The organism is Hydrogenophaga defluvii (assembly GCF_042665235.1).
In the GTDB taxonomy this organism is placed as follows: Bacteria; Pseudomonadota; Gammaproteobacteria; order Burkholderiales; family Burkholderiaceae_C; genus Hydrogenophaga; species Hydrogenophaga defluvii_A.
Window position 1 is genome coordinate 31,000 of record NZ_JBHTBZ010000080.1, and the last position, 25,621, is coordinate 56,620.

The window sequence follows — 25,621 nt, forward strand, 5'->3', positions numbered from 1 at the left end:
CGCTCCCCCGGTCGAGGAGCCCCATGAGTCTGCGTCCTACCCTTGATTTTTTGCTCTACCAGTGGCTCGGCGTCGAGTCGCTGACGTCGCGCGAGCGGTTTGCCGATCACTCGCGCGACACCTTTGATGCCGTGCTCGACACCTGCGAACGCATCGCCCGCGACAAGTACGCACCCTTCAACCGCCTGGTGGACACCCAGGAGCCGCACTTTGACGGCGACAAGGTCATCCTGCCCCAAGCCACCCACGACGCCCAAAAAGCCTACGCCGACAGCGGCATGCTCAGCGCCGCGCAGGATTACGCCATCGGGGGCATGCAGTTGCCCTACACGTTGGAGGCCTCGGGCAACGCCTTTTTTGCCATGGCGTCGGTCAGCATTGGCAGCGGCATGTTGACCACCGGCAACGCCAACCTGCTCATGCAACATGGCACCGAGGCGCAGAAGCGCGTGTTCGCGCTCAACGAGTTTTCGGGCCGCTGGTCGGGCACTATGTGCCTGAGCGAGCCGCAGGCGGGCTCGTCCCTCAGCGACGTGATGACCCGTGCCGTGCCCGACGGCGATGGGTTTGAAACCGATCCGCTGGGGCCGCGCTATCGCCTGACTGGCAACAAGATGTGGATTTCGGCCGGCGAGCACGAACTGACCGAGAACATCGTTCACCTGGTGTTGGCCAAGATACCGGACGACAACGGCAAGCTGGTTCCCGGAACGCGTGGCATCAGCCTGTTCGTCGTGCCCAAAAAGCTGGTCGATGTGAACGGCCAACTCACCGGCGAACGCAACGACGTGGCACTGGCCGGACTCAACCACAAGTGTGGCTGGCGCGGCACCACCAACACCTTGCTCAATTTTGGCGAAGGCAAGTTCCCGGTGAAGGGGCAAGCCGGTGCCGTGGGCTACCTGGTGGGCCAGCCAGGCAAGGGCTTGCACTGCATGTTCCACATGATGAACGAGGCCCGCATCGGCGTGGGCATGGCCGCCACCATGCTGGGTTTGGCCGGCTACCACGCCAGTCTTGAGTACGCCAAGAACCGGCCGCAGGGCAGGGCAGTGGGCCCGGCAGGCAAGGACGCCTCGGCACCTCAAATCCGCATCATCGAACACGCTGACGTCAAGCGCATGTTGCTGGCGCAAAAAGCGTATTGCGAAGGCGCGCTGGCGCTGGAGCTGTACTGCGCCCGCCTGGTGGACGAACAGCACACCGGCACGCCCGAGGCCGCCGACGAGGCGCGGCTGCTGCTGGAGGTGCTCACGCCCATCGCCAAAAGCTGGCCCAGCGAGTGGTGCCTGGAGGCCAACAGCCTGGCCATCCAGGTGCATGGCGGCTACGGCTACACGCGCGACTTCCCGGTCGAACAGTACTGGCGCGACAACCGCCTGAACATGATCCACGAGGGCACGCACGGCATACAGGCGACCGACCTGCTGGGCCGCAAGGTGCTGATGGACAACGGCCGGGGCCTGCAGCTGCTGGCCGCGCGCATCAACGACACCGTGCAGCGCGGCATCCAGCAACCCGCGCTGGCGGCCCACGCCAACGCCCTGGCCGCTGCGCTGCAGCGCGTGGGCGCCGCCACCAAGGCGGCTTGGGCCACGGGCAACCCCGCCGAGGCATTGGCCAACGCCGTGCCCTACATGCAGGCCTTTGGGCACACGGTGATGGCGTGGATTTGGCTCGATGTGGCCTTGGCCGCGTTGAACCACGATGCCGCACAGACGCAGCCCACCACCTTGGGCCGCCTGGCCGCCACCCGCTATTTCTTCCACTACGAGCTGCCCAAGATCGCCGGCTGGCTGCCGGTGGTGGAGAGCCGCGATGCCACCTGCGCCGAGTTGCCTGAGGCGGCTTTCTGATTTTTCGACATCCCACGGAGACATGACATGACACGCACGGTTCAACAACTGTTCGATCTGACCGGCAAGACCGCGCTGGTGACCGGCGGCTCGCGCGGCCTTGGCCTGCAAATGGCCCAGGCTCTGGGCGAGGCCGGCGCTCGCATCATGCTGACCTCGCGCAAGGCGGCCGACCTGGAGCAGGCCGTTGCCACGCTGCAGGACCAGGGCATCGACGCCCGCTGGATTGCCGCCGACTGCGCCAAGGAGGCCGACATCCAGCGCCTCACCGATGAGACGCTGGAGCGCATGGGCGACATCGACATCCTGGTCAACAACGCCGGCGCCTCCTGGGGGGCGCCCGCCGAAGACCACCCGGTCGAGGCCTGGGACAAGGTGATGAACCTCAACATCCGGGGCTATTTCCTGCTGAGCCAGGCCGTGGGCAAACGCAGCATGATCGGGCGAAAAAGTGGCAGCATCATCAACCTCGCCAGCATCGCAGGCCTGGGCGGCAACCCGGTGGAAATGCAGACCATCGCGTACAACACGTCCAAGGGCGCTGTGCTCAATTTCACACGTGCCCTAGCCGGCGAATGGGGTCGCTACGGCATCCGCGTCAACACCATTTGCCCGGGCTTTTTCCCAAGCAAGATGGCCAATGGCTTGCTTGAAGTGATTGGGCCGAAGCTGGTAGAAGGCACGCCGCTGGGCCGCCTGGGCGACGATGAAGGCCTCAAGGGCCTGACGTTGCTGTTTGCCAGCGATGCTGGCAAACACATCACTGGCCAGCACATGGCGGTGGATGGCGGTATGTCGGCTCTGATTGGGGGCTGAGCATGCCGATTCCCTTTGGCACCAGCATTCCGTTCATTGAAATGTTGGGCTGCGAACTGCAGGTGTTCGACAATGGCCGCTCCGAGATCACGCTGGCACCCAAGCCTGAGCATCTCAATGCGTTTGCGGTGGTGCATGGCGGCGTGTTGATGACACTTCACGACGTGACCATGGCGGCGGCGGCGCGCAGCGCCACTGACGGTTTGGGTGCCATTACCATCGAGATGAAAACCAGTTTCATGCGTGCTGCCAAGGCGCCGCTGCGGGCCGAAGGCCGCCTGATCCACCGCACCAAAAGCATGGCCTTCACCGAGGCCACCATATTCGACGCCGAGGGTGTGGCCTGCAGCCACGCCACCGGCACCTTCAAGTACGTGCCCGGCTGGGGCGCCCACGCAGCGCCCGTTTCGCAAGTGCCGACCGACTGAGCCCTTTTCCACCGAGGACCACCATGACCCAGAATACCCAGATCCTGCTCGACAACCGCCCTGTGGGCGAAGCCACTGTTGGCAACTTCAAAGCCGTCACCACCGACACCCCCGCGCTGCAGGACGGCCAGGTGCTGGTGCGCCACCACTTCCTGAGCCTGGACCCCTACATGCGCGGCCGCATGAACGACAGCAAAAGCTACGCCGCGTCGCAGCCCCTGGGCGAGGTGATGATCGGTGGCACGGCCGGTGAAGTGGTCGAATCGCGCCACCCCAAGTACCAGCCGGGTGACCTGGTGGTGGGCATGGGCGGCTGGCAGCAGTACAGCGTGGTCAACGCGGCTGAGCCCGGCGCGCTGCGCAAGGTGGACACCACCCATGTGCCGCTGAGCCACTACCTCGGTGCGGTGGGCATGCCCGGCGTGACGGCGTGGTACGGCCTGGTCAAGATCATCGAGCCCAAAGCCGGTGAAACCGTGGTGGTGAGCGCCGCCAGTGGCGCGGTGGGCAGCGCGTTTGGCGCCTTGGCCAAGGCGCGCGGCTGCCGCGTGGTGGGCATTGCCGGTGGCCCCGACAAATGCAAGTACCTCACCGATGAGCTGGGTTTTGACGCCGCCATCGATCACCGCGCCCACCCCGACCTCAAAAGCATGAGCCAGGCGCTCAAGGCCGCCTGCCCGAACGGCATCGACGGCTACTTCGAGAACGTCGGCGGCCACATCCTTGACGCTGTGCTGCTGCGCGCCAACGCCTTTGCGCGCATTGCCGTCTGCGGCATGATCGCCGGCTACGACGGTGCACCGCTGCCGCTGCAGAACCCGGCGCTGATTCTGGTCAACCGCATGAAGGTGCAAGGCTTCATCGTGAGCGAGCACATGGAGGTGTGGCCGGAAGCATTGAAAGAGCTGGGCACGCTGGTGGGCACGGGCAAGCTGCGCCCGCGCGAGAGCGTGGCCCTGGGCATCGAGAGCGCGCCGGAGGCTTTCCTGGGCCTGCTCAAGGGCAAGAACTTCGGCAAGCAACTCGTCAAGCTGATCTGAACGCCATCGAAGGAGACGCGCCATGTCCGACCTGATCCTGCACCACTACCCGGCCTCGCCGTTCTCCGAAAAAGTGCGCCTCATCCTGGGCGCCAAGAAGCTGGCATGGAAGTCGGTGCACATCCCCATGGTGATGCCCAAGCCCGATGTGCTGGCGCTCACCGGCGGTTACCGGCGCACGCCTTTCCTGCAGATCGGTGCCGACATCTACTGCGACACCGCGCTCATTTGCGACGTGCTGGAACACCGCCAGCCTTTGCCCTCGCTGTACCCGGCGGCGGAAAAAGGCGTGGCGCGCATCGTGGCGCAATGGGCCGACAGCACCTTGTTCTGGGCCGCCATGGCCTACAGCCTGCAGCCCAAGGGTGCTGCCAGCATGTGGGAGGGCGCACCGCCCGAAGCGCTCAAGGCCTTTGCGGCCGACCGGGGGGCCATGTCGCAAGGCATGACCCGCCTGCGCCCGGCCGACGCCACCGGCGCCTACAAGAGCTACCTGCGCCGCATCGCTCACATGCTGGAGCAGAACGATTTTCTGTTGGGCGACGCGCCCTGCGTGGCCGACTTCGCCGTCTACCACCCGCTGTGGTTCACACGACATCGCACGCCCGCTGTGGCTGACATCTTCCAGGCCACCCCGGTGGTGCTGGACTGGATGGACCGCATGGCGGCGCTGGGACATGGTGTGTCCGAAAAAATGAGCGCCACCGACGCCATCGCGGTGGCCAAGGCCAGCACCCCAGCCGTCCACCCGGACGACCATTTCCAGAACGACCATGGCATCGACCTGGGCAGCCGTATCGGCATCGCGGCCGAAAGTTTTGGCCTTGAGGTGACCGAAGGCGAACTGGTGGCTGCCACCCGCACACAGCTCACGCTGCGCCGTGTGGACGAACGTGCCGGCACGGTGCACGTGCATTTCCTGCGCGCGGGGTATGTGATGCGCGCCGTAGCATGAGCTTGGTGTGGCGTTTCCAGGCCTTTGACGCGCTGACCGTTGCCGAGCTGTACGCGGTATTGCGTTTGCGCAGCGAGGTGTTTGTGGTGGAGCAGAACTGTGTGTTTCTGGACATGGACAACAGCGACGCACAGGCCATGCACCTCATGTGCAAGGCGGCCGACGCGGTCGAAGCTCAGGGCGAGCTGGTGGCCTACGCGCGCTGTTTTGGCCCGGGCGTGAAGTACGCCGAAGCGAGCATTGGCCGCGTGATCACCGCACCCCAGGCCCGCGCCGGCGGGCTGGGCCACGTGCTCATGCGCGAGGCGGTGCGTGCCGTGCAAGCACACTGGGGCCCGCAGCCCATACGCATTGGCGCACAAGCGCGGCTGCAGGCGTTTTACGAACAACACGGTTTTGTCCGCGAGGGCGAGCCTTACATCGAAGACGGCATCCCGCACATCGAGATGCTGCGACCACCCACCAGAGAGGAGCACACATGATCACGGAATTCAAGGGCAGGACGGCGGTCATCACCGGCGCGGGGTCCGGTTTTGGCCTGGAGGTGGCGCGCATCGCTGCCAGCCGAGGCATGCACCTGGTGCTGCTGGATGTGCAGCAGGATGCGCTCGACGCTGCGCAGGCCGAGTTGGAAGCCACCGGCGCCCAGGTGCTGGCGCAGCGGGTGGACGTGTCCAGCGCCGAACACATGGCGGCGCTGGCCGAGGCGGTGCTGGCACGGTTTGGCGCACCGCACTTGGTGTTCAACAACGCGGGTGTGGGCTCGGGCGGCTTGATCTGGGAAAACTCGGTCAAAGACTGGGAATGGGTGCTCGGCGTCAACCTCTGGGGTGTCATCCACGGGGTGCGCTTGTTCACGCCCATGATGTTGGCCGCCGCCAAGGCCGACCCCGCCTGGCGCGGCCACATCGTCAACACCGCCAGCATGGCTGGCCTGCTCACCCCGCCCAACATGGGCGTGTACAACGTGAGCAAACACGCGGTGGTGGCACTGAGCGAAACGCTCTACCAAGACTTGCGCCTGGTCACCGACCAGATCGGCGCCAGTGTGTTGTGCCCGTATTTTGTGGCCACCGGCATCCACCAGAGCGACCGCAACCGCCCGCAGGACATGGCCGACGAAAAGCCCACCGCCAGTCAACTGGTCAACCAGGCCATGACGGGCAAGGCGGTCAGCAGTGGCAAGGTCACGGCCGCGCAGGTGGCGCAAAAAGTGTTTGCCGCGCTGGAGGCCGACCAGTTCTACATCTTCAGCCACCCCCATGCGCTGGGCAACGTGCAAACCCGAATGGAAGACGTGTTGCAAGCACGCAATCCCACCGACCCCTTCGCCGAACGGCCGGATGTGGGTGTGAAGCTGAAGGCCGCGTTGCGCGCGGCTTGAACCGGGTTTCTGTGTGCCCAGCAAAAAGCCGCCCAGAAGGCGGCTCTTGAAGTGACGGGCCTTGCCTGCAGCGCGGGGCTGCAGCGCGGGGCTGCAGCGGCCTGTCAGGCCACTCAGTAAGAGCGGCGCGGTTCGCGGTCGCGGTAGCCGCCACCGGTGTTCGACTCTTTGGGGCGCGACACGTTGACAACGATGGAGCGGCCACCGACGGACATGCCGTTCAGGCCGGCAATCGCTGCCTGGGCTTCTTCGGCGGAACCCATTTCGACAAAGCCGAAACCCTTGGAGCGACCGGAGTCGCGGTCCATCATCACGGTGGCCGAGCCCACGCTGCCATAGGCAGAGAAGTTGTGGCGCAGGGCTTGGTCGTCGATGGTGTAGGGCAGGTTGCCCACGTACAGTTTGCTGCTCATGATGAGCCTTTCAGTGAGAGTGTGCCGCCGGATGTGTGTGGCGGCACTGAGAGAGGCGTGGTGTCATTCAAGACCACGCTGAGAATGTGCCCCACCATTCGGGTTGGGCACATGACAGGGCCAGTTCGTCCAACGGCTGCTGGCCCTGAAGCTGGGGTTTGAGGCCTCAGCAAGTGCATATTATATTTCAGTTTGAAATATTTGTCTTGGTTTTTATTATTCGAATTTATATTCGATGCGGAGCATCCCGAAACGGCCTCAGTCTGCCTCAAACTGGGTGGCGTTTTTGCCCTTGAACGGCGCATAAAACGCTTTGATGGCCGCCAAATCGGCTTGCACATCGCCTGTGGGCTCGAACACCGGACCCAGGCCACTGCGCTTGTCGTGGTAGTCCATGTAGGCCATCACGATAGGTACCTGGGCGCCCACAGCGATGTGATAGAAGCCGGTTTTCCAGTAGCGGGTTTTGCTCCGCGTGCCTTCTGGGGGGACGATGAGTTGCAGCGGCCCATCGGCCGCCTGGATGGCGGCCACGGATGCGGCCACCAGGTTGGTGGACTGCTCACGGTTGACCGGGATGCCACCCAGCCAGCGCATCATCCCACGAAACGGCGGCTTGAAGATGCTTTGTTTGCCCATCCAGTAAATGTTCAGGCGCAGTGCAAACGCCACCATCAGGGTGTAGGGCAGGTCCCAGTTGCTGGTGTGGGGCGCGGCGATCAGCACCGCTTTGGTGGCATGGGTTGGCAAGGCTCCCTCGATCCGCCAACCGCTCAGGCGCAAGAACGCCACTGAAAAGACACGCAGGAATGTGTTGACGACCGGCGTCGTGAAAATGGTGCGGTGCATGGGCGACTCAGTATTCCAGTCGCTCGGGCCTCACCTCCTGCAGGATGGTGGTCGCGATTTCTTCGATGGATTTGGTGGTGGTGGACAACCAGCGCACCCCGGCGCGGCGCATCATGCTCTCGGCCTCGTTCACCTCGTGGCGGCAGTTTTCCAGGCTGGCATAACGCGAGTTCGGCCGGCGCTCGTTGCGGATTTCGCTCAGCCGCATGGGGTCGATGGTCAGACCGAACAGCTTTTTGCGGTGCGGCACCAGAGCCGGCGGCAGCTGGCGCCGCTCGAAGTCTTCGGGAATCAGCGGGTAGTTGGACGCCTTGACCCCGTATTGCATGGCCAGGTAAAGGCTGGTGGGTGTTTTGCCGCTGCGGCTCACCCCCACGAGGATGACGTCCGAGCCCTCCAGGTCGGCGTGGCTTTGACCATCATCGTGGGCCAGCGAGTAGTTGATGGCCTCGATCCGGTCGTGGTAGGCCTGGCTTTTGGATGCGTCCGAGAAGCGGCCCACGCGGTGGTTGCTTTTGATGCCCAACTCGGCTTCCAGCGGTTCCACAAAGGTACCGAACATGTCCATGATCATGCCGTTGCAGTGCGTCTTGATCACTTCCAGCACCTCCATGTTCACCACGGTGAGGAAGACCAATGGGCGTTTGCCCTCCACCTGGGCCACGTGGTTGATCTGGCGCACCGCCTGATGGGCCTTGTCGGCGTCGTCCACAAAGGGCAGGCGCACCCGGCGGTGTTTGGCCTCGAACTGCGCCAGGATGGCGTTGCCAAAGGTTTCGGCGGTGATGCCGGTCCCGTCGGAGATGAAAAAGGCGGTGCGATGGGGCATGTGGCGGTTTGCTGAGGGCGGTTCTGTGCGGCGCGGCGGCCGGCTGTCACCCGCCGCCCACCTACAATCAGCGGATTATCGCGTCAGCGATGGTGTGTGCGGCGCCCGCCTGGGAACCTGTTCGCGATTTATAAGGGGCCGCGTTGGAACGCAATCGGGATGAGTTGGCCGCGCAGACCTCGCAGCGTGGGCTGATGCCCACGCAAGGGGCTGGGTGGGCAAATCGCCCGATTTCGTTCCAACCCGAAGGGCAAGTGCCTTTTCGGGCGGTCTGCGGCGTTGCAAAGCCTTGCCGGGCATCAGCCCGGCTGCGTTTTGCGCCTTGCAGCCTATCCCGAAAAGACATTTGCGCGACCCCTTGTAAATCGCGAACAGGTTCCAAGAACACAACAGGCCAACACGCAAGTGTGGTGCGGTACAGACCCCCGGTTTTTTAACTTGAGTGGAGTCTTTTATGTCTGAACGCTTCAGCGCAACCGCCTTGGTGGTGCCCTTCGAGCAATTGAGAATGACCGATGTCGAGGTCGTTGGCGGCAAAAACGCCAGCTTGGGCGAAATGATCTCGCAGCTGCCGCAGGGCGTGCGGGTACCCACCGGCTTTGCCACCACGGCACATGCCTTCCGTGAGTTCCTGAAATTCAATGGCCTGGCCGACCGCATCAACGCCCAGCTCGACAAGCTGGACACCGAAGACGTGCGCGAGCTGGCCAAAGTGGGCGCCGAAATCCGCGCCATGGTCGAGGCCCAACCGTTCCCGGCCGACCTCGAAGCCGCCATCCGCGCCGAATTCGCCCGTCTGAGCGCCGGCAACGCGGACGCTTCGTTTGCGGTGCGTTCGTCCGCCACCGCCGAAGACCTGCCCGACGCCAGCTTTGCCGGCCAGCAGGAAACCTTCCTCAACGTGCATGGCATCGAGGACGTGCTGCACAAGATGAAGGAGGTGTTTGCCTCGCTCTACAACGATCGCGCCATCAGCTACCGCGTGCACAAAGGTTTTGCCCACGCCGAGGTGGCGCTGAGCGCCGGCGTGCAGCGCATGGTGCGCTCTGACCTGGGCGCGGCCGGCGTCATGTTCACGATCGACACCGAAAGTGGTTTTGAAGAGGTCGTGTTCATCACGTCCAGCTACGGGTTGGGCGAAACCGTGGTGCAGGGCGCCGTCAACCCCGACGAGTTCTACGTCCACAAACCCATGCTCAAGGCCGGCAAGCAGGCCGTGATCCGCCGCAACCTGGGCAGCAAGCTGATCGAGATGGTGTTCAGCACACCGGAAGAAAAGGCGCAGAGCGGCAAGCTGGTCAAGACCGTGGACGTGCCGGTCGAGCAGCGCAACCGCTACAGCCTGACCAACGCCGAGGTGGAGCAACTGGCGAAATACGCGCTGGTGATCGAAGAACACTACGGCCGTCCCATGGACATTGAATGGGGCAAAGACGGCACCGACGGCCAGCTCTACATCCTGCAAGCCCGCCCCGAAACCGTGAAAAGCCAGGCCGGCAACCAGGTGGAGTACCGCTACAAGCTCAAGGGCAAAGGCAGTGTGTTGGCCAGCGGCCGTGCCATCGGGCAAAAGGTGGGCACCGGCCCGGTGCGTCTGGTGCACAACATCAGCGAGATGGACAAGGTGCAACCGGGCGACGTGCTCGTCACCGACATGACAGACCCCAACTGGGAGCCGGTGATGAAGCGTGCCAGCGCCATCGTCACCAACCGGGGCGGGCGCACCTGCCACGCGGCCATCATCGCGCGTGAGCTGGGCATCCCGGCCGTGGTGGGCTGCGGTGACGCGACCGACCACCTGAAGGATGGCACGCTCGTGACGGTGAGCTGTGCCGAGGGCGACACCGGCCACATTTACGACGGCTTGCTCGAAACCGAAGTGACCGAAGTCCAGCGCGGCACCATGCCCGAGATCGACGTCAAGATCATGATGAACGTGGGCAACCCCCAACTGGCGTTCGACTTCGCCCAGTTGCCCAATGGCGGCGTGGGCCTGGCGCGCCTGGAGTTCATCATCAACAACAACATCGGCGTGCACCCCAAGGCCATCCTGGACTACCCACAGATCGACGCTGATCTGAAGAAGGCGGTGGAGTCGGTGGCCCGTGGTCACGCTTCGCCGCGCGCTTTTTATGTGGACAAGGTGGCCGAAGGCGTGGCCACCATCGCCGCAGCCTTCTGGCCCAAGCCGGTGATCGTGCGTCTGTCGGACTTCAAGAGCAACGAGTACCGCAAGCTGGTGGGCGGTAGCCGCTACGAGCCCGAGGAAGAAAACCCCATGCTGGGCTTCCGTGGTGCGGCGCGTTACATCAGCGAAGACTTCGGCGAGGCCTTTGCCATGGAGTGCGAGGCCTTGAAGCGCGTCCGTGAAGACATGGGCCTGACCAACGTGCAGGTGATGGTGCCCTTTGTGCGCACCCTGGGCCAGGCCGAGCGTGTGGTCAACCTGCTGTCCAAACATGGTCTCAAGCGGGGCGAGAACGACCTCAAGCTCATCATGATGTGCGAGATCCCCAGCAACGCTGTGCTCGCCAAGCAGTTCCTGTCCTACTTCGACGGTTTCTCCATCGGCTCCAACGACCTGACCCAGCTCACCCTGGGGCTGGACCGCGATTCGGGTCTGGAATTGCTGGCGCACGACTTCGACGAGCGCGACCCAGCCGTCAAGGCATTGCTGTCCATGGCCATCGGTGCGTGCAAGGCCGAAGGCAAATACGTGGGCATCTGCGGCCAAGGCCCCAGCGACCACCCCGACTTCGCCCAGTGGCTTCGCGATGAGGGCATCTCGTCGATTTCCCTGAACCCGGATTCGGTGATCGATACCTGGAAGTTGTTGGCGGGTTGAGTTTTTTGTTCCGTTCTTGTTGAGAGAGGCCGCTTCGCGCGGCCTTTTTCATGGCCGCGTTTCTGTGGGGGTATGGTGGAAGGGCGACGTGTTCCGCTCATGTCCCCGGAGCCGGTTGCGTAAGATGATCAAAACAGGGGGATTTGATGGGTGTTTTGGATGTGACACAGGCCGGTTCTGCAGACACAGAAGTGGTGGCAGGCATCTTGGTGGCTGCCGCTCAAGACCTGATCCAGAAAGGTCAGATGCTGTGGCACGTGAACAGTGTGAGCGCGCAGGCCATCGAGACGGACGTGAGGGCCGGGCGCTACTGGCTGGCTCATGATGCAGGCCGTCCCATCGGGGTGTTCCGCTATGAAACGTGCGACCCCGTGTTCTGGCCTGAGGTGACGGACGGACGGTCTGTTTTTTTGCACAAAGTGGCGGTACATCCACGCGCCCGTGGTCGGGACATGGCGCAACACTTGTTGGCTTTCGCATGCAAGTTGGCCAGAGCAAACGGCCTGCGTGACGTTCGTCTGGATTGCGTCAGCGGGAGACCGAAACTGCGCTCCGTGTATGAGCGGTTTGGATTTCGGTATCACAGCCCTTGGCAGGTTGGCACGCTCCAGGTGGACAGGTTGGTATTTCCCTTGGTGAGTCCGGAAGGCTGATCAAACGGTTGGCCAGTTTGTACACATCACCTTCCTGCCAACTTCAGCGCCCTTAACTTGGGAGCGAGCATCTGCCGCCGACGGCGTCGTTAACCAATGGCGCCGTCTTGGGCCGCCAGCACCTGTTCCGCCCAGGTCAGTGTGCTGGCCATGGCCAACATGGTGTGTTGGCGGTCCAAGCCGAAGGGAGCGAGCGCGCCGTAACGTGCCTCCACTGCATACGGGTTGAGTTCGTCCAGCCAATCGGCTTCGGGCGGGAGGGTGATCCCGTGGTCTTGCAACAGATCAAGCAACACCAGCAAGTCGTGTGTGCGCCTGAACTCGATCAAGTGCACGCTGAGCACAGCCTTCAGCGCTTTTTCGACGGCTTGTTGGGCGTGAAAACCGACGACCCCATCCCCGATGGCCGCGTTGGAAGACAACAGTTGTGCCGCGAGCTGGTCTTGACGGGCTGCGGTGAGCAGCATTCTGGCGACCGATTGGGGAGGTTCAGCCATGAACCACGTGTCCCTCTTTGAGAGCCCAGTAAAGCGCGGTGCCGGGCTCATTGCGCCAGCGTTGCACCTCATCACGCGAGTAGACAAGCACATCGGCCGCAATCCGCAGCGGGCGCAAAACCCGCCGAAGTCGAACCATTTCAGAGGCCCTGTTGGTCACTTCCTGTTCGATGACCAGAAAATCAAGGTCGGAATCTTCCTTGGCATCCCCGCGCGCTTGCGAGCCGAACAGCCAAATTTGGGCCGAAGGCGGGACCGCCTGGGCCAAGACTCGGACGGCTTCGTCGACGACACTGGGCGATGGCATGGATGCTTCTTCTGCTGCGTGTGAGTGCAACGGTGGCAACAACGGGTGAGGCCAGTCTAACCCAGGCGGTGGCGGATTTGCCCTGTGGCAAACTCCCCCACTTTCCAGACAGCCAGAGGCCGGCGCGCGACCGGTCCACCGTTTTTCGACATGCAAAAAATCATCGCGCAGATCGCGCAGGAGATCAAAGTCCAGCCCCGTCAGGTGCTGGCCGCCGTGGAACTGCTGGATGGTGGGGCCACGGTGCCCTTCATCGCCCGCTACCGCAAAGAGGTCACAGATGGCCTCGACGACATCCAGTTGCGTGAACTCGAAGCCCGTCTGAGCTACCTTCGCGAATTGGAAGACCGCCGCGAGGCTGTGCTCAAAAGCATTGCCGAGCAGGGCAAGCTCACCCCCGAATTGCGCGCCGCTATCGAGGCCGCGCCGACCAAACAAGAACTGGAAGACCTCTACCTGCCCTACAAGCCCAAGCGCCGCACCAAGGGGATGATCGCCCGCGAGGCTGGCATTGAACCGCTGGCCGACAAACTGTTTGCCGATCCATCGCTGGACCCGAGCGCCGAGGCCCAAGCCTTCCTGGTGCCGGCCGGCAAGGTGGAAGGTGCTGATTTCACAACCACCGCCGCCGTGCTCGACGGCGTGCGCGACATCCTCTCCGAACGCTGGGCCGAGGACGCCGCGCTGGTACAGAAGCTGCGCGAGTGGCTGTGGGCCGAAGGTTTGTTCACCAGCAAACTGGCCGCCGGCAAAAACGAAAACGACCCCGAGATCGCCAAGTTCCGCGACTACTTCGACTACGACGAACCCATCGGCCGTGTGCCTTCGCACCGCGCGCTGGCGGTGTTCCGTGGCCGCGCGCTGGAGTTGCTGGACGCCAAGCTGGTTCTGCCTGAAGTGCCCGAACCCGGCAAGCCCAGCATCGCCGAGGGCAAGATTGCCTTGCACCTGGGCTGGGGCCACAAAGGGCGTCCCGCCGATGACCTGCTGCGCAAGTGCGTGGCCTGGACATGGCGCGTCAAATTGAGTCTGTCGACCGAGCGTGACCTGTTCGCCCGCCTGCGCGAAGAGGCTGAGAAGGTGGCCATCAAGGTGTTCGCCGACAACCTGCGCGACCTGCTGCTGGCCGCGCCCGCCGGTCCGCGTGTGGTCATGGGTCTGGACCCCGGCATCCGCACCGGCGTCAAGGTGGCGGTGGTTGATGCCACGGGCAAGCTGGTGGACACGTCCACGGTCTACCCGCACGAGCCGCGCCGCGACTGGGACGGCTCGTTGCACACCTTGGCCCGCTTGTGCGACAAACACGGCGTCAACCTGATTGCGATTGGCAACGGCACCGCCAGCCGCGAGACCGACAAGCTGGCTGGCGAGCTGATCAAGCTGATGGCCAAGGCCGAGCGGGTGATTGAGAAGGTGGTGGTCAGTGAAGCGGGCGCCTCGGTGTATTCCGCCAGCGAATTCGCCTCGCAGGAAATGCCCGATGTGGACGTGAGCCTGCGCGGTGCTGCGTCCATCGCGCGCCGCCTGCAGGACCCGCTGGCCGAACTGGTCAAGATCGACCCCAAGAGCATCGGCGTGGGCCAGTACCAGCACGATGTGAACCAGAGCGAGCTGGCACGCACGCTGGAGGCCGTGGTGGAAGACTGCGTGAACGGCGTGGGCGTGGACCTCAACACCGCCAGCGTGCCGCTGCTCACCCGCGTGTCGGGTCTCTCGGGCAGCGTGGCCAAGGCGGTGGTGCGCTGGCGCGAAGCCAACGGCGCCTTCAAGAGCCGCAAGCAGTTGATGGACGTGAGCGGGTTGGGCGCCAAGACCTTTGAGCAGTCGGCTGGTTTCTTGCGCATCCGTGGCGGCGACAACCCGCTGGACATGACGGGCGTGCACCCCGAAACCTACCCGGTGGTGGAAGCCATCATCGAAAAGACCGGCAAACCCGTGGCCGAGCTGATGGGCCGCGCCGACATGCTCAAGACGCTCAAGCCCGAGCTGTTCGCCAACGAAAAGTTTGGCGTCATCACCGTCAAGGACATCCTGGGCGAGCTGGAAAAGCCGGGCCGCGATCCGCGCCCCGATTTTAAGGTGGCGCGTTTCAACGACGGTGTGGAAGACATCAAGGACCTGGTCGAAGGCATGGTGCTGGAAGGCACGGTGAGCAACGTGGCCCAGTTCGGCGCCTTCATCGACCTGGGCGTGCACCAGGATGGCCTGGTGCACGTGAGCCAGTTGAGCCACAAGTTCGTGAACGATGCGCGCGAAGTCGTCAAGACCGGCGACATCGTCAAGGTGAAAGTGATGGAGGTGGACGTGGCGCGCAAGCGCATCGGCCTGTCGATGAAACTGGACGCCGCACCCACCCGCAAGGACGGCCCGCGCGACAACCGTTTTGAAGGGGCAGGGCGCGGCCAACAGGTGCAGCGTGGGCGCGATGCCTTGCCACAGGGCGGCGCCATGGCCTCGGCCTTCGCCAAATTGCAGGGGCTCAAACGCTGACGGCGGGCACATACCTGTGTCGGCCTGGCCGGCTGCGCCTATACTGAAAAACCTCCTCCTGTCCTCCTCCGACGTCCATGGAACTCCAAGCCCTGCTGGCCAAGGCAAACGCGCTGCCCAGCATCCCCAAGGTCGTGTCCGAAGTCTTGTCCGAACTGGACGCGGACGACCCCAGCCCGCGCAAGATCAGCCAGCTGGTGGCCACCGATCCGGCGCTGACGGCGCGCATGCTCAAGCTGGCCAACTCGGCCTTCTTCAACGTCACGCGGCAGATCAGCAGCGTGGAGGACGCGGTGGGCATCCTGGGTTTTTCGCACGTTCGCACCCTGGTGACGGCGGTGGCGCTGTCCAGCAGTTTCAAGGCCGTGCCGGGTGTCAATCTGGAGCAGTTCTGGCGCTACAGCCTAAATACCGCCAAGGCCTGCCGCGCCCTGGCGCCGGGTTTGCGTCTGCACGACGGTGCGGCCTTCACCGCCGGCCTGGTGCACGCGGTGGGCGACCTGGTGATGCACATCGGCATGCCTGACGTGGTGGCCAAGATCGACTTCAGCGTGGCGCCGCTGGACCTGCACCGCGCCGAGGCCGAACGCGCCCACCTGGGCTACACCTACGCCGACGTGAGCGCCGGTTTTGCCAAAAAATGGGATTTCCCCGAAGCCATCGTGCGCGCCCTGCAGCACCAGTTGCTGCCGTTTGAAGGTGATCTCCATGAGCCGATGGCCGGCGTCGTGCACATGGCGTCGTGGCGCGCACGCTGCCAGGAAATCAACATGGACCGCGAAGGCCTGACCAAAACCTTCCCCGACGTGGTCGCCATGCTGCTGGGCCTCGATCTGGAGCAGGTGCTGGACAAAGACCCGGCGGACTGGACGTCTGCCGGCGAACTCTCGGCCTTCCTGAGCTGACGCCATGTCCGTCCCAGACAACCGGCTGCAAGCGCTGTTCAAGCAGCCTCAGGCGCTGCCATCGGCGCCCGAGGTGGCGGCGCGACTGATCGCCACTTTCGGGCAGGACGATGTGGACATCGTGGCCGTCGCGCGCGACATCGACCGCGATCCGGTGATGGCCGCCAAAGTGCTGCAGCGCGCCAATTCGGCGTTCTTCCGCCTGTTGCGGCCGGTGTCCACCTCGCGCGACGCCCTCATGGTGCTGGGCCTCAACAAGGTGCGTGCGCTGGTCATCAACACCGCGCTGAACGACTGCTTTCATGCGGTGGGCACGCTCAATCTCGACCGCTACTGGCACCACAGCCTGGTGGCTGCCACCTTGGCGCGCTACATCGCATACCCCTTGCGCATGGACGAAAACCTGGCCTTCACCGCCGGGCTGCTGCACGGCATTGGCGAGCTGGTGCTGCACGCCGGCCTGCCCGAAGCCATGACCGAGATCGACCGCGAGCTGGACTTGCTGGACCCGCGACGCGCTGCGATGGAGCGGCAGGTGCTGGGCTTCAGCCACGCCGAAGCGGGCGCCGAGCTGGCGCGCCGCTGGCACTTTCCGCCGCGGCTGGTGGATGCGCTGGCCCAGCAGGTATCACCTCTGGAAGCGCCGCAGCCCGAACCCCTGGCCGCGCTGGTGCATCTGGCCGTCTGGCGGGCCTGCATCCATGGCACACCGGGCGATGCCGACCGCCTCATCCACACCTACCCCGATGCCCTGGGCCTGGCCATGGGGCTGGACCACGACGTGCTGGTCACGGAAGACGTGCCGCCACTGCGCGAACTGGAGGCCTCCTGAGCCGCACACGCGCCCTGCGTTTGTATGCCGGGGCGGCAGCACGTGCCCACCTGCAGCGCAATGGCTTGTCGCCAGCCGATGTGCGTGCCATTCCGGCCGCCGCCGGTGGCCCCAAGGGCCTCGTGCTGGGGCCACTGGACCGGTTTTTATTTGGCGACTGGTTGGCGCGCAGCGCGCAGCCCATCGATCTGATCGGTGCCTCCATCGGCGCCTGGCGCATGGCCACGGCTTGCCTCGACGACCCGGTGGCGGCGTTCAACCGCCTGAGCCGCGACTACATCGCCCAGCACTACGAGCTGTCCCCAGGGCAGAAGCGCCCACCGCCCGAACGCATCAGCGAGCGTTTTGGTGAGAGCCTGAAGGCGTTTTACGGTGGGCGGGTACACGAGGTGCTCAAGCACCCACGTTACCGCCTGCACATCGTCACATCGCGTGGCCGCCACCTCATGCGTCGCGAGGCTGGCCTGCGCGCACCGCTCGGCTACCTCGGCGCCATGCTCACCAATGCGGTGCATCGCCGGGCCATGGGCGCCTGGCTGGAGCGGGTGGTGTTCTCCAGCCCACAAGCGGGTGCGCCTGCCGTGCTGCCGTTTGCGACGCACGATTACCGCACCCGCCACCTGGCGCTGAGCGAGGCCAACTTCATGGACGCGCTGCAGGCCAGCTGCTCCATCCCCTTTGTGCTGCGGGCCGTGCCCCAAATTGCCGGTGCGCCGCCCGGCGCCTATTGGGACGGCGGCATCACCGACTACCACCTGCACCTGGACTACGGCACCCAGCCAGGCATCGTGTTGTACCCCCACTTCCAGAAGCAGGTGGTGCCTGGTTGGCTCGACAAACCCTGGAAGTGGCGCCACCGAGCCAGCCACTTCCTCGACCACATGCTGGTGCTCGCCCCCGATCCCGAGTGGGTGCGGCGCCTGCCCAACGGCAAGCTGCCCGACCGCAACGACTTCAGCACCTACAGCCACGACCTGCCCGGCCGCATGAAAGCCTGGAACGGCGCCGTTTCGGCCGCTCAACAACTGACCGACGAGTTTGCTGAATGGCTGTTGCGGCCTGATCTGGGTCAAGTCTCGGCGCTGTGACGGGCGTCGCCGTGGGGCGACGCTGGGATAATTGGGGCCATGGATGCCTTTCTGACCGCCGCCCTCTACAAGTTTGTCGACCTGCCGGATTTTGTGGCCCAACGCGAGCCACTGCAGCGCTGCTGCGACGACAACGCCGTCAAGGGCACCTTGTTGCTGGCGCGTGAAGGCGTCAACGGCACCATCGCCGGACCCGAAGCCGGGGTGCGCGCCGTGCTGGCGCACCTGCGCGCCATGCCGGGCCTCGCCAGCCTGACGCACAAGGAGTCGTGGTCCAGCAAACCGCCGTTCCTTCGCATGAAGGTGCGCCTGAAAAAAGAGATCGTCACGCTGCGCGTGCCCGAGCTCGACCCCAACAAGACCGTGGGCCAGTACGTCAAGCCGCAGGACTGGAACGCCTTGCTGGCCGACCCCGACGTGGTGCTCATCGACACCCGCAACGACTACGAGGTCAAGATCGGCACGTTCAAGGGTGCCATCAACCCCGACATCAAGACCTTCACCGAGCTGCCGGCCTGGATAGACGCGCAGCCTGCGCTGCAGGGCGCCAAAAAACCCAAGGTGGCCATGTTCTGCACCGGTGGCATCCGCTGCGAAAAATCCACCGCCTTGATGAAGATGAAGGGCTTTGACGAGGTTTATCACCTCGAAGGCGGCATCCTCAAGTACCTGGAAGAGGTGCCGCCAGAGCAGAGCACCTGGGACGGCGAGTGTTTTGTGTTCGACGAGCGCGTGAGCGTGGGCCACGGCCTCAAGCCCGGCCCCTACGAACTTTGCCGCTCCTGCCGCTGGCCGCTCGGGCCGGAAGACAAGGCCTCACCCCACTTCGTTTTGGGCGTGAGCTGCCCCCACTGCCACAACCAGCGCACGCCCGAAGAAAAGGCCCGGCTGGCCGAACGCCAGCGCCAGGTGGAACTGGCCGAGGCGCGGGGCGAGCGGCATGTGGGCGCGGCACTTCCAAACAAGCCGTGATGCGCCAAGGCTTGGTTTGACTTGGCAAAGTAATTACAAAGTAATAATATCGGTGCCTCCACTCTAGAGGTCCACCATGGAAGTCACCATCCGCCCCTTTGGCAACTCGAAAGGGATTGTCATTCCCAAACCCTTGTTGGCTCAGGTGGGATTGCAGGACGTTGCCGAACTCGTGGTTGAGAACGGTGCCTTGGTGCTGCGCAAGCCCACCAAAGCGGTGCGGGCAGGTTGGGCCGATGCCGCCAAGGCTGTGGCCCAAGCCCAAGACGATGCGTTGCTCCTCGGCGAATTTGGCAACGTGGACGATGAGGATCTGACGTGGTGAAACGAGGCGAGATCTGGCTCATCAATCTCGACCCCACCATTGGCAGTGAAATCCGCAAATCTCGACCTTGTTTGGTTGTTTCGCCAGCAGAGTTGCACGATCACCTGCGCACCGTCATGGTTGCGCCCATGACATCCAAGGGCTTTCCCGCGCCGTTTCGGGTTCCCATCCGCTTTCAGGGCACCTCTGGCCTGCTGCTGTTGGACCAAATCAGGGCCTTGGACAAGCAGCGCCTGATCAAACGGCTGGGATCAGCCAATGCCTCGACGCTGGATCAGACTTTGGCCGTGTTGCGCCAATTGTTCGAACCGTGACTCAAAGGCTCAGGCGATGGTCTTGCCAAGCCGTGTCGTCACAGGTCAACGCGCGATCTTGCGTTCAACGTTGACCACCACGCCCGCGCGGAAGGTGATGGTGGTCAGGGTTTGCGGGTCGCGGGGGTGGGGGAAGTAGGTCCAGGACTTTTCCTCCGGCAGCCCCCGCTGGTTGCGGATGAAGGCCTCGTGGTCGGGCTTGCCAATGCGGAACACCACCTCGCCCTCGGCCATGCCGTTGCTGATCAAGCCGCGTTCTCGGGCATCAATGGCCCAGGCGGCCGACGCTGCCAGCGTGGCCATGCTCAACATCAAGGCAGGAGCGAGCGGGTTCATACAGCCTCCAGTGTGGGTCGGTTCATGCCACTCACATGGCTTCTTGCAACATGCTGCGGTATTCCTCGGCGCTGGCAATCCGGGGGTTCGTTTTGTGGCAATGGTCGGCCAGCGCGCCTTCAATCACCTTGTCAAACAGGTCGTCGGTCACACCCATGGCGCGCAGGCCACTGGGCAGGCCCAGGCGCGCGTTCATGTCGGCGATGGCGGCCGGGATGTCGCTGCCCGATGTCAAGCCCATGGCCTGGGCCATGCGGTTCAGGCGGTCTTCTTTTTGTACCGTTTCGGCCGCGCCATTGAAGCGAACCACCGCCGGCAAAAACATCGCGTTGAGTGTGCCGTGGTGCAAGCGCGGGTTCACGCCGCCCAGGCTGTGGCTCAGAGAGTGCACGCAGCCCAGGCCTTTCTGGAATGCCATGGCGCCGTGCATGCTGGACACCATCATGTTCATGCGGGCCTCGCGGTTGCTGCCGTCGCGGGTGGCGGCTTCGATGTGGGCCCAGCCCCGGCGCAAGCCCTCCAGCGCAATGCCGTCGGCCGGCGGGTTGAAGGCAGGCGCCATGAAGGTTTCCATGTTGTGGGCGATGGCGTCCATGCCCGTGGCCGCCGTCAGCATGGGCGGCAGGCCCAGTGTGAGTTCGGGGTCGAGCAGGGCGGTTTTGGGCACCAGATGCCAACTGTGGAAACCCAGCTTGCGGCCATCGTCCACGATGAGGATGGCGCCACGCGCCACCTCGCTGCCGGTGCCGGCGGTGGTGGGCACGGCGATCAGCGGGGGCACGCGGTCGGTGATCTTGGGCGAGCCGCCTTCGATGGTGGCGTAGGTTTTGAGCGGGCCTTCGTGGGCCACCGCGATGGCCACCCCCTTGGCGCAGTCGATGGCGCTGCCACCGCCCAGCGCAATCAGGCCGTCGCAGCTGTGGGCGCGGTAGACCTCGGCGGCGGCGCGCACGGCCGCTTCGGTGGGGTTGGAGGGCGTTTGGTCGAACACGGCGGTGGGCACGCCGGGCAGCGCATCAAGCGCCTTGTGCAGAATGCCCACGGCCTTGACACCGGCGTCGGTGACGATGAGCGGACGGGTGATGCCCGAGCGGCTGCACTCGGCCGGCAGCAACTGGATGGCGCCGAAGTCGATCTGGATGTTGGTGATGTAGAGGATGTTGGCCATGGGAGGTCTCCGTTGTTTGGCGCCACTATAAGCGGCCGCCACGGCCTCTCTTGACGGGCAGGCGACAGCTACCATTGCCGCCATGAACCACCCCCACAACCCGCGCGCGCTGCTGACCCCGCTGATGCGTGGCGTGATCGACCGCATGGCCCGCCTGGGCAACACGCCCATGCACGCCCTGACCCCACAACAGGCGCGTGCCCACTACGAAGCTGGCGCGGGCGTGCTGGACTTGGCGCCACACAAGATGGCGCGCGAGGAGGCCCTGCAGGTGCCCGCCCGCGATGGCGCCGTGTTGCCCGCGCGCCTGGTCGCGCCCTCACACGAGGCCTTGCCGGTGCTGCTCTACACCCACGGCGGTGGCTTCACCATCGGCAGTGTGGCCACCCACGACAGCCTGTGCCGCCACCTGGCTCACCTGGCCCACTGTGCGGTGGTGTCGCTGGACTACCGGCTGGCGCCCGAGCACAAGTTCCCCACCGCCGCCAACGATGCGTGGGACGCGCTCCAGTGGCTGGCAGGGCAGGGCAGCGCCTTGGGCCTGGACACCACACGCCTGGCTGTGGGGGGCGACAGCGCTGGCGGCACGCTGGCCGCCGTGTGCGCCATGGAAGCGCGCGACGCCGGTTTGCCGCTGGCCCTGCAACTGCTGTTCTACCCTGGCACCACCGGCCACCAGGACACGCCCTCGCACAAAACCTTTGCGCACGGCTTCGTGCTGGAAGAATCGCACATCACCTACTTCTTCAACCAGTACGTGCGCACGCCTGCCGACCGGGACGATTGGCGTTTTGCTCCGCTGTATGCGGATGACCTGGAGGGCGTGGCGCCGGCCTGGATCGGCCTGGCCGAATGCGACCCACTGGTGGACGAAGGCGTGATGTACGCCGACAAGCTGCGCCTGGCCGGCGTGCCGGTGGACCTGGAGATCTACCGTGGCGTGGTGCACGAGTTCATCAAGATGGGGCGCGCCATCCCTGAGGCCCAGCAGGCCCACAACGACGCAGCCCGTGCCTTGCGGCACGCCTTTGCCTGACGCTGGCGGCTAACGCACAGGCGCATCACCGGCGAGGTCGTCGTCGATGCGCGTGTCGCCAAACAGCGATTGACGGAAGTCCGTGTGTGTGGGGCCGTCGTCGCTCATGGCCCACAGGAACAGGCGGTTCGCGGCCATGGGTTTGGCAAACAGAAAACCCTGCAGCTCGTTGCAACCCAGCTGCCGCAGGATGTCGCGCTGGATGTCGGTTTCCACTCCTTCTGCCACCACCTTGAGGCCCAGCGCCTGGCCGAGCTTGACCACCGCGTCCACCACGGTGCGCGCGTCGTTGCTGAACTCCAGGTCCTTCACGAAGGCGGCATCGATCTTGAGTTCTTCGGCTGGCAACTGGCGCAGGTAGGACAGGCTGGAATAACCGGTGCCGAAATCGTCAATGGAGATGTGCACCCCCACCTTTTCGAGCTTGTCGAAAAAGACCTTGCTGCTGGCGTTGTTCTCCATGGCCACCGATTCGGTGATTTCGCAGGTGAGCAGCGTGGGGTTGACCGCGTGGCGCTTGAGCGCGGCATCGATGCGGTCGGCCAGATCGTCCTGGCGCAACTGGTGTACCGACAGGTTGATGGCCACCCGCATGCGCAGCCCACCTTCGCGCCATGTGTGTATCTGGCGACAGGCCTGATCGATCACCCAGTCGCCGATGGCACCAATCAGGCCAAAACGTTCGGCCACGGGGATAAAAGCACCCGGACTGATCAAGCCCTTGCTGGGGTGGTTCCAGCGGATCAAGCCCTTGCTGGGGTGGTTCCAGCGGATCAAGGCCTCAGCGCCGGTGATCTGCCCGCTGGGCGCGTGAATCTTGGGCTGAAAGTACAGTTCAAGCGCTTGCTCCTCAATGGCACGGCGCAGGTCGCGCAGCAACTCCATCTGCTCGCGCGAGTCGTGCAACATGTGCGGTTCGAAAAAACAGAAAGTGCCCCCGCCAGCCGCCTTGGCTGCGTGGGTGGCGGCGTCGGCATGGGCCACCATCAGGGCAGCGGCGCCGTCATCGGGGAAGATGGCCACGCCAATGGAGGCCTGGACCGGCAACTCGCGGCCCAGCACGTCCATGGGCTGGGCGATGGCCTTGAGCACCGTACGAGCTCTTTCTGCCAATGGCTCGCGGGCGCACAGGCCGGGCAACAGCAGCAAGAATTGGTCGGCGCCCCAGCGGGCGACGAATTCGTGGCCGCGAGCGAGTTCGCGCAGGCGCTGCCCCACGGTGTTGAGCAGCCAGTCACCGCTTTGGTGGCCGAAGGACTCGTTGATGGGCTTGAACCCGTCCAGATCAATGAACATCAACGCCATGCCGGCGCCGTCACGTTCGCTGGCCAGACCGGTTTCCTTCAAGCGCAACTCAAACGCCTGCCGGTTGGGCAACCGGGTCAACGGGTCTGTCAGCGATTCGCGCGCCACGTCGCCGCGTGCCTGCACCAGCGAGGCGCGCAACAAGGCCTCGCGCCTGGCCAGCACCAGCGTCATCAGCAGCAAGATCAGGGTACCCAGGCGTGCCAGCAAGCCGAGCGAACTCAGTGCCAGGCCTTGGGCAGTGCTGGTCGCATGGGCCATCTCGGCGGCGTGTATGCCTTGCAGTCGCCCATCGCCTACCCACAGCCCGAACGCCAGCAACAGCGAGGCCAACAGACGGAGGGTCATGTGCAGGCCAGGCGCTGCCGGTTGCCATGCGCCCAGCACCTGGGCCGCCAGTCCACACAGAGCCACCAAGGCACCCAGGGTGGCCAGCTCGGAGGGGGCCCACCGCAAGGCTGGTTCGAACGCGGCTGCCCGCAGCGAGAGGGATTCACTCAACACCACCGCGAGCCCCAATGCCAGAGCACCGATGGCCATCGCCCAAGGCGCGGGGCGCAGCGCGACCGATGCCCACACGCCCACGGCGGCCACCGCCACGCCCAACACCCATGCCATCAGCAACAGGCCTGTGTGGTAATGCACGGGCGCGCCTTGCGGCAAGAGCGACAGTCCGTGGATGTGCAGAGACCACACGCCGGTACCGAAGGCCAGCGCGGCGCCGGTCAACCACTGCCAGCGGTCTGGATCGTTCGTGCGCAACGACTCGGTGAACCGCGCGCGGCATTCCAAGGTTGTGTGGGCACACAGAAACGCCAACAACACCGGAAACAGACGGGCCAGCAGATCGGTGGGAGCGTCGGTCGGCATGGCCTGTGTCTGTCAGCGGCGCACGTTCACCCAACCCGAGGGGGGCTTTGGCGTGGCGGTGGGGCAGGGCGGACTCAAGGGAAGCTGCGTCAAACGTCAGGCATCAGCATAACAATTTTTCACAAATATGCCTCACCCCGGCTGGGGCGGAAATCGCTGAGGTGTGGGCTGCCTGCCACATGCCTGGCCATCGGTCAGGCGGAAGGGGGCCGGGCATCCATGTCGCGCACCAGCGCACGTGCCTCGTCGCCCTCGGGGATGGGGCGGCCGCTGTCGCGCCACTGCACCGCCGCCTTGAAGCCTTCGGTCTGCGCATAGCGGCGGAACCACAGGCCTTCGGGGTTGTGGCGGGTGATGCCATCAAACACCGTCGCCATCATCTGCGTCTGCTCCAGGCCAGCGGTCAGCATGGTCTGGTTGACCACCATCTTGTGCATGGCCAGGTGGCCACGTGGCACGCCGGCGATGCGCTCGGCCAGCTTGAAGGTCTCGGCATCCAGCTGCTCGGCTGGCACGGCCAGGTTGGCCAGTCCCCAGTCGGCGGCCTGGCGGCCACTGAGCACATCGCCGGTGAACATGAGCTGCTTGGCCCGGGCCGGCCCCAGGCGAAAGCTCCACATGGCGGTGGTGGGGCAGCCCCACACGCGGGTGGGCATGTAGCCAATGCGCGCGTCCTCGGCCATCACCAGGAGATCGCAGCACAGGGCGATGTCGCTGCCGCCAGCCACGGCCGCACCATGCACCTGCGCAATGGTGGGCTTGGGGCTGCGCCACAGGCTCATGAAGTCCTCGGTGTTGCGCTTCATGTAGGCGTAGTCGACCATCGGGTCCCAGGGGGTTTTCTCCTGCTGGCAGGGGTGCTCGATGTGGCTTTGGGCGGTGTCGGCCAGGTCGTAGCCGCCACAAAAACCCTTGCCTGCGCCGCTCACCACGATCACATGCACCTCGTCATCGGCGTTGGCCCACTCCACGGCGGCGCGGATGTCGCGCGGCGTGTCGTCGGTGATGGCGTTCAGCCGCTCGGGGCGGTTGAGCAGCAGGCGGGCGATGCGTGGGTTACGCTGGTCTTTGGTGATGGTGAGGGTCTTGAAATCGGGCATGGTGTCTC

The 25,621-nt window shown here is 64.6% G+C and carries 26 protein-coding genes; 17 read left to right on the forward strand and 9 right to left on the reverse strand.

The annotated features are described in order from the left end of the window. The first annotated feature begins 23 nt into the window (after positions 1-23). The 7 genes from ACFQU0_RS20205 to ACFQU0_RS20235 are packed head-to-tail and all read left to right on the forward strand — an operon-like array spanning position 24 to position 6,479. Positions 24-1,856, forward strand: coding sequence for an acyl-CoA dehydrogenase (locus ACFQU0_RS20205; RefSeq protein ID WP_382203802.1), 1,833 nt, complete (start codon positions 24-26; stop codon positions 1,854-1,856). A gap of 27 nt (positions 1,857-1,883) precedes the next feature. Then, entirely contained in the window at positions 1,884-2,672 is a 789-nt protein-coding gene (locus ACFQU0_RS20210) for an SDR family oxidoreductase (RefSeq protein WP_382203804.1), read from the forward strand. Positions 2,673-2,674: 2 nt separating this feature from the next. Next, a complete protein-coding gene (locus ACFQU0_RS20215; protein WP_382203805.1) occupies positions 2,675-3,100 on the forward strand; it encodes a PaaI family thioesterase in 426 nt (141 codons plus the stop codon). Between the two features lie 23 nt (positions 3,101-3,123). Then, complete coding sequence (locus ACFQU0_RS20220; RefSeq protein ID WP_382203807.1) at positions 3,124-4,140, forward strand: NADP-dependent oxidoreductase; 1,017 nt, start codon at positions 3,124-3,126, stop codon at positions 4,138-4,140. A 22-nt stretch (positions 4,141-4,162) separates the two neighbouring features. Beyond that, positions 4,163-5,095 (forward strand): glutathione S-transferase family protein, encoded by a 933-nt coding sequence (locus ACFQU0_RS20225; RefSeq protein ID WP_382203808.1) that lies wholly within the window; start codon positions 4,163-4,165, stop codon positions 5,093-5,095. Next, positions 5,092-5,577, forward strand: a complete 486-nt coding sequence (locus ACFQU0_RS20230; RefSeq protein ID WP_382203810.1) for a GNAT family N-acetyltransferase — start codon at positions 5,092-5,094, stop codon at positions 5,575-5,577. The genes ACFQU0_RS20225 and ACFQU0_RS20230 overlap by 4 nt, the downstream gene beginning before the upstream one ends. Beyond that, complete coding sequence (locus ACFQU0_RS20235; RefSeq protein ID WP_382203814.1) at positions 5,574-6,479, forward strand: SDR family oxidoreductase; 906 nt, start codon at positions 5,574-5,576, stop codon at positions 6,477-6,479. The genes ACFQU0_RS20230 and ACFQU0_RS20235 overlap by 4 nt, the downstream gene beginning before the upstream one ends. A gap of 113 nt (positions 6,480-6,592) precedes the next feature. Here ACFQU0_RS20235 and ACFQU0_RS20240 read toward each other — a convergent pair whose 3' ends face one another. From ACFQU0_RS20240 to ppsR, 3 genes are all read right to left on the reverse strand, one after another. Next, positions 6,593-6,892 (reverse strand): RNA recognition motif domain-containing protein, encoded by a 300-nt coding sequence (locus ACFQU0_RS20240; protein ID WP_382203816.1) that lies wholly within the window; start codon positions 6,890-6,892, stop codon positions 6,593-6,595. A gap of 258 nt (positions 6,893-7,150) precedes the next feature. Continuing rightward, positions 7,151-7,741: a lysophospholipid acyltransferase family protein gene (locus ACFQU0_RS20245; protein WP_382203818.1), complete on the reverse strand. Its 591-nt coding sequence runs from the start codon at positions 7,739-7,741 to the stop codon at positions 7,151-7,153. Positions 7,742-7,748: 7 nt separating this feature from the next. Beyond that, positions 7,749-8,570: a posphoenolpyruvate synthetase regulatory kinase/phosphorylase PpsR gene (ppsR, locus tag ACFQU0_RS20250; RefSeq protein WP_382203819.1), complete on the reverse strand. Its 822-nt coding sequence runs from the start codon at positions 8,568-8,570 to the stop codon at positions 7,749-7,751. Positions 8,571-9,024: 454 nt separating this feature from the next. Between ppsR and ppsA the strand changes: the two genes are divergently transcribed. Next, positions 9,025-11,415, forward strand: a complete 2,391-nt coding sequence (gene ppsA / locus ACFQU0_RS20255) for a phosphoenolpyruvate synthase (protein ID WP_382203821.1) — start codon at positions 9,025-9,027, stop codon at positions 11,413-11,415. Positions 11,416-11,561: 146 nt separating this feature from the next. Continuing rightward, positions 11,562-12,068: a GNAT family N-acetyltransferase gene (locus ACFQU0_RS20260; RefSeq protein ID WP_382203823.1), complete on the forward strand. Its 507-nt coding sequence runs from the start codon at positions 11,562-11,564 to the stop codon at positions 12,066-12,068. A gap of 89 nt (positions 12,069-12,157) precedes the next feature. Here the strand turns inward: ACFQU0_RS20260 and ACFQU0_RS20265 are convergent, their stop codons facing one another. Continuing rightward, complete coding sequence (locus ACFQU0_RS20265; RefSeq protein WP_382203825.1) at positions 12,158-12,565, reverse strand: HEPN domain-containing protein; 408 nt, start codon at positions 12,563-12,565, stop codon at positions 12,158-12,160. Then, complete coding sequence (locus ACFQU0_RS20270; RefSeq protein WP_382203827.1) at positions 12,558-12,872, reverse strand: nucleotidyltransferase domain-containing protein; 315 nt, start codon at positions 12,870-12,872, stop codon at positions 12,558-12,560. Before ACFQU0_RS20270 ends, ACFQU0_RS20265 begins: the two co-directional genes overlap by 8 nt. Positions 12,873-13,022: 150 nt before the next feature. On the opposite strand from ACFQU0_RS20270, the gene ACFQU0_RS20275 reads away from it, so the two are divergent. The 7 genes from ACFQU0_RS20275 (at position 13,023) to ACFQU0_RS20305 (ending at position 19,798) form a co-directional block, all read left to right on the forward strand. After that, entirely contained in the window at positions 13,023-15,362 is a 2,340-nt protein-coding gene (locus ACFQU0_RS20275) for a Tex family protein (protein WP_382203829.1), read from the forward strand. Between the two features lie 77 nt (positions 15,363-15,439). Then, positions 15,440-16,267: an HDOD domain-containing protein gene (locus ACFQU0_RS20280; protein ID WP_382203831.1), complete on the forward strand. Its 828-nt coding sequence runs from the start codon at positions 15,440-15,442 to the stop codon at positions 16,265-16,267. Positions 16,268-16,271: 4 nt separating this feature from the next. Continuing rightward, positions 16,272-17,099 carry an HDOD domain-containing protein gene (locus ACFQU0_RS20285; protein WP_382203833.1) on the forward strand — a complete coding sequence of 276 codons (828 nt, stop codon included), beginning with the start codon at positions 16,272-16,274 and terminating at the stop codon, positions 17,097-17,099. After that, on the forward strand, positions 17,096-18,187 hold the full coding sequence (locus ACFQU0_RS20290; protein WP_382203890.1) for a patatin-like phospholipase family protein: 1,092 nt from the start codon (positions 17,096-17,098) through the stop codon (positions 18,185-18,187). The genes ACFQU0_RS20285 and ACFQU0_RS20290 overlap by 4 nt, the downstream gene beginning before the upstream one ends. Positions 18,188-18,226: 39 nt before the next feature. After that, positions 18,227-19,159, forward strand: a complete 933-nt coding sequence (trhO, locus tag ACFQU0_RS20295) for an oxygen-dependent tRNA uridine(34) hydroxylase TrhO (protein ID WP_382203835.1) — start codon at positions 18,227-18,229, stop codon at positions 19,157-19,159. A gap of 76 nt (positions 19,160-19,235) precedes the next feature. Continuing rightward, positions 19,236-19,484: an AbrB/MazE/SpoVT family DNA-binding domain-containing protein gene (locus ACFQU0_RS20300; protein WP_382203837.1), complete on the forward strand. Its 249-nt coding sequence runs from the start codon at positions 19,236-19,238 to the stop codon at positions 19,482-19,484. Further along, the gene (locus tag ACFQU0_RS20305) at positions 19,478-19,798 is read left to right on the forward strand and encodes a type II toxin-antitoxin system PemK/MazF family toxin (protein WP_382203839.1); all 321 of its coding nucleotides are present in this window, start codon (positions 19,478-19,480) and stop codon (positions 19,796-19,798) included. Before ACFQU0_RS20300 ends, ACFQU0_RS20305 begins: the two co-directional genes overlap by 7 nt. Positions 19,799-19,843: 45 nt before the next feature. Here the strand turns inward: ACFQU0_RS20305 and ACFQU0_RS20310 are convergent, their stop codons facing one another. Beyond that, positions 19,844-20,134 carry a hypothetical protein gene (locus ACFQU0_RS20310; protein WP_382203841.1) on the reverse strand — a complete coding sequence of 97 codons (291 nt, stop codon included), beginning with the start codon at positions 20,132-20,134 and terminating at the stop codon, positions 19,844-19,846. A 31-nt stretch (positions 20,135-20,165) separates the two neighbouring features. After that, positions 20,166-21,302 carry an iron-containing alcohol dehydrogenase gene (locus ACFQU0_RS20315; protein ID WP_382203843.1) on the reverse strand — a complete coding sequence of 379 codons (1,137 nt, stop codon included), beginning with the start codon at positions 21,300-21,302 and terminating at the stop codon, positions 20,166-20,168. Positions 21,303-21,384: 82 nt separating this feature from the next. Between ACFQU0_RS20315 and ACFQU0_RS20320 the strand changes: the two genes are divergently transcribed. Next, positions 21,385-22,338, forward strand: coding sequence for an alpha/beta hydrolase (locus ACFQU0_RS20320; RefSeq protein WP_382203844.1), 954 nt, complete (start codon positions 21,385-21,387; stop codon positions 22,336-22,338). Positions 22,339-22,347: 9 nt separating this feature from the next. Here ACFQU0_RS20320 and ACFQU0_RS20325 read toward each other — a convergent pair whose 3' ends face one another. Continuing rightward, on the reverse strand, positions 22,348-24,513 hold the full coding sequence (locus ACFQU0_RS20325; protein ID WP_382203846.1) for a putative bifunctional diguanylate cyclase/phosphodiesterase: 2,166 nt from the start codon (positions 24,511-24,513) through the stop codon (positions 22,348-22,350). A gap of 194 nt (positions 24,514-24,707) precedes the next feature. Beyond that, positions 24,708-25,613: a crotonase/enoyl-CoA hydratase family protein gene (locus ACFQU0_RS20330; RefSeq protein ID WP_382203848.1), complete on the reverse strand. Its 906-nt coding sequence runs from the start codon at positions 25,611-25,613 to the stop codon at positions 24,708-24,710. Positions 25,614-25,621: the final 8 nt, after the last annotated feature.

Bases quoted from the DNA above. Each gene is read 5' to 3' on its own strand.
- ACFQU0_RS20205 (WP_382203802.1), top strand. From the start codon at position 24: ATGAGTCTGCGTCCTACCCTTGATTTTTTGCTCTACCAGTGGCTCGGC.
- ACFQU0_RS20210 (WP_382203804.1), top strand. From the start codon at position 1,884: ATGACACGCACGGTTCAACAACTGTTCGATCTGACCGGCAAGACCGCG.
- ACFQU0_RS20215 (WP_382203805.1), top strand. From the start codon at position 2,675: ATGCCGATTCCCTTTGGCACCAGCATTCCGTTCATTGAAATGTTGGGC.
- ACFQU0_RS20220 (WP_382203807.1), top strand. From the start codon at position 3,124: ATGACCCAGAATACCCAGATCCTGCTCGACAACCGCCCTGTGGGCGAA.
- ACFQU0_RS20225 (WP_382203808.1), top strand. From the start codon at position 4,163: ATGTCCGACCTGATCCTGCACCACTACCCGGCCTCGCCGTTCTCCGAA.
- ACFQU0_RS20230 (WP_382203810.1), top strand. From the start codon at position 5,092: ATGAGCTTGGTGTGGCGTTTCCAGGCCTTTGACGCGCTGACCGTTGCC.
- ACFQU0_RS20235 (WP_382203814.1), top strand. From the start codon at position 5,574: ATGATCACGGAATTCAAGGGCAGGACGGCGGTCATCACCGGCGCGGGG.
- ACFQU0_RS20240 (WP_382203816.1), bottom strand. From the start codon at position 6,892: ATGAGCAGCAAACTGTACGTGGGCAACCTGCCCTACACCATCGACGAC.
- ACFQU0_RS20245 (WP_382203818.1), bottom strand. From the start codon at position 7,741: ATGCACCGCACCATTTTCACGACGCCGGTCGTCAACACATTCCTGCGT.
- ppsR (WP_382203819.1), bottom strand. From the start codon at position 8,570: ATGCCCCATCGCACCGCCTTTTTCATCTCCGACGGGACCGGCATCACC.
- ppsA (WP_382203821.1), top strand. From the start codon at position 9,025: ATGTCTGAACGCTTCAGCGCAACCGCCTTGGTGGTGCCCTTCGAGCAA.
- ACFQU0_RS20260 (WP_382203823.1), top strand. From the start codon at position 11,562: ATGGGTGTTTTGGATGTGACACAGGCCGGTTCTGCAGACACAGAAGTG.
- ACFQU0_RS20265 (WP_382203825.1), bottom strand. From the start codon at position 12,565: ATGGCTGAACCTCCCCAATCGGTCGCCAGAATGCTGCTCACCGCAGCC.
- ACFQU0_RS20270 (WP_382203827.1), bottom strand. From the start codon at position 12,872: ATGCCATCGCCCAGTGTCGTCGACGAAGCCGTCCGAGTCTTGGCCCAG.
- ACFQU0_RS20275 (WP_382203829.1), top strand. From the start codon at position 13,023: ATGCAAAAAATCATCGCGCAGATCGCGCAGGAGATCAAAGTCCAGCCC.
- ACFQU0_RS20280 (WP_382203831.1), top strand. From the start codon at position 15,440: ATGGAACTCCAAGCCCTGCTGGCCAAGGCAAACGCGCTGCCCAGCATC.
- ACFQU0_RS20285 (WP_382203833.1), top strand. From the start codon at position 16,272: ATGTCCGTCCCAGACAACCGGCTGCAAGCGCTGTTCAAGCAGCCTCAG.
- trhO (WP_382203835.1), top strand. From the start codon at position 18,227: ATGGATGCCTTTCTGACCGCCGCCCTCTACAAGTTTGTCGACCTGCCG.
- ACFQU0_RS20300 (WP_382203837.1), top strand. From the start codon at position 19,236: ATGGAAGTCACCATCCGCCCCTTTGGCAACTCGAAAGGGATTGTCATT.
- ACFQU0_RS20310 (WP_382203841.1), bottom strand. From the start codon at position 20,134: ATGAACCCGCTCGCTCCTGCCTTGATGTTGAGCATGGCCACGCTGGCA.
- ACFQU0_RS20315 (WP_382203843.1), bottom strand. From the start codon at position 21,302: ATGGCCAACATCCTCTACATCACCAACATCCAGATCGACTTCGGCGCC.
- ACFQU0_RS20320 (WP_382203844.1), top strand. From the start codon at position 21,385: ATGAACCACCCCCACAACCCGCGCGCGCTGCTGACCCCGCTGATGCGT.
- ACFQU0_RS20325 (WP_382203846.1), bottom strand. From the start codon at position 24,513: ATGCCGACCGACGCTCCCACCGATCTGCTGGCCCGTCTGTTTCCGGTG.
- ACFQU0_RS20330 (WP_382203848.1), bottom strand. From the start codon at position 25,613: ATGCCCGATTTCAAGACCCTCACCATCACCAAAGACCAGCGTAACCCA.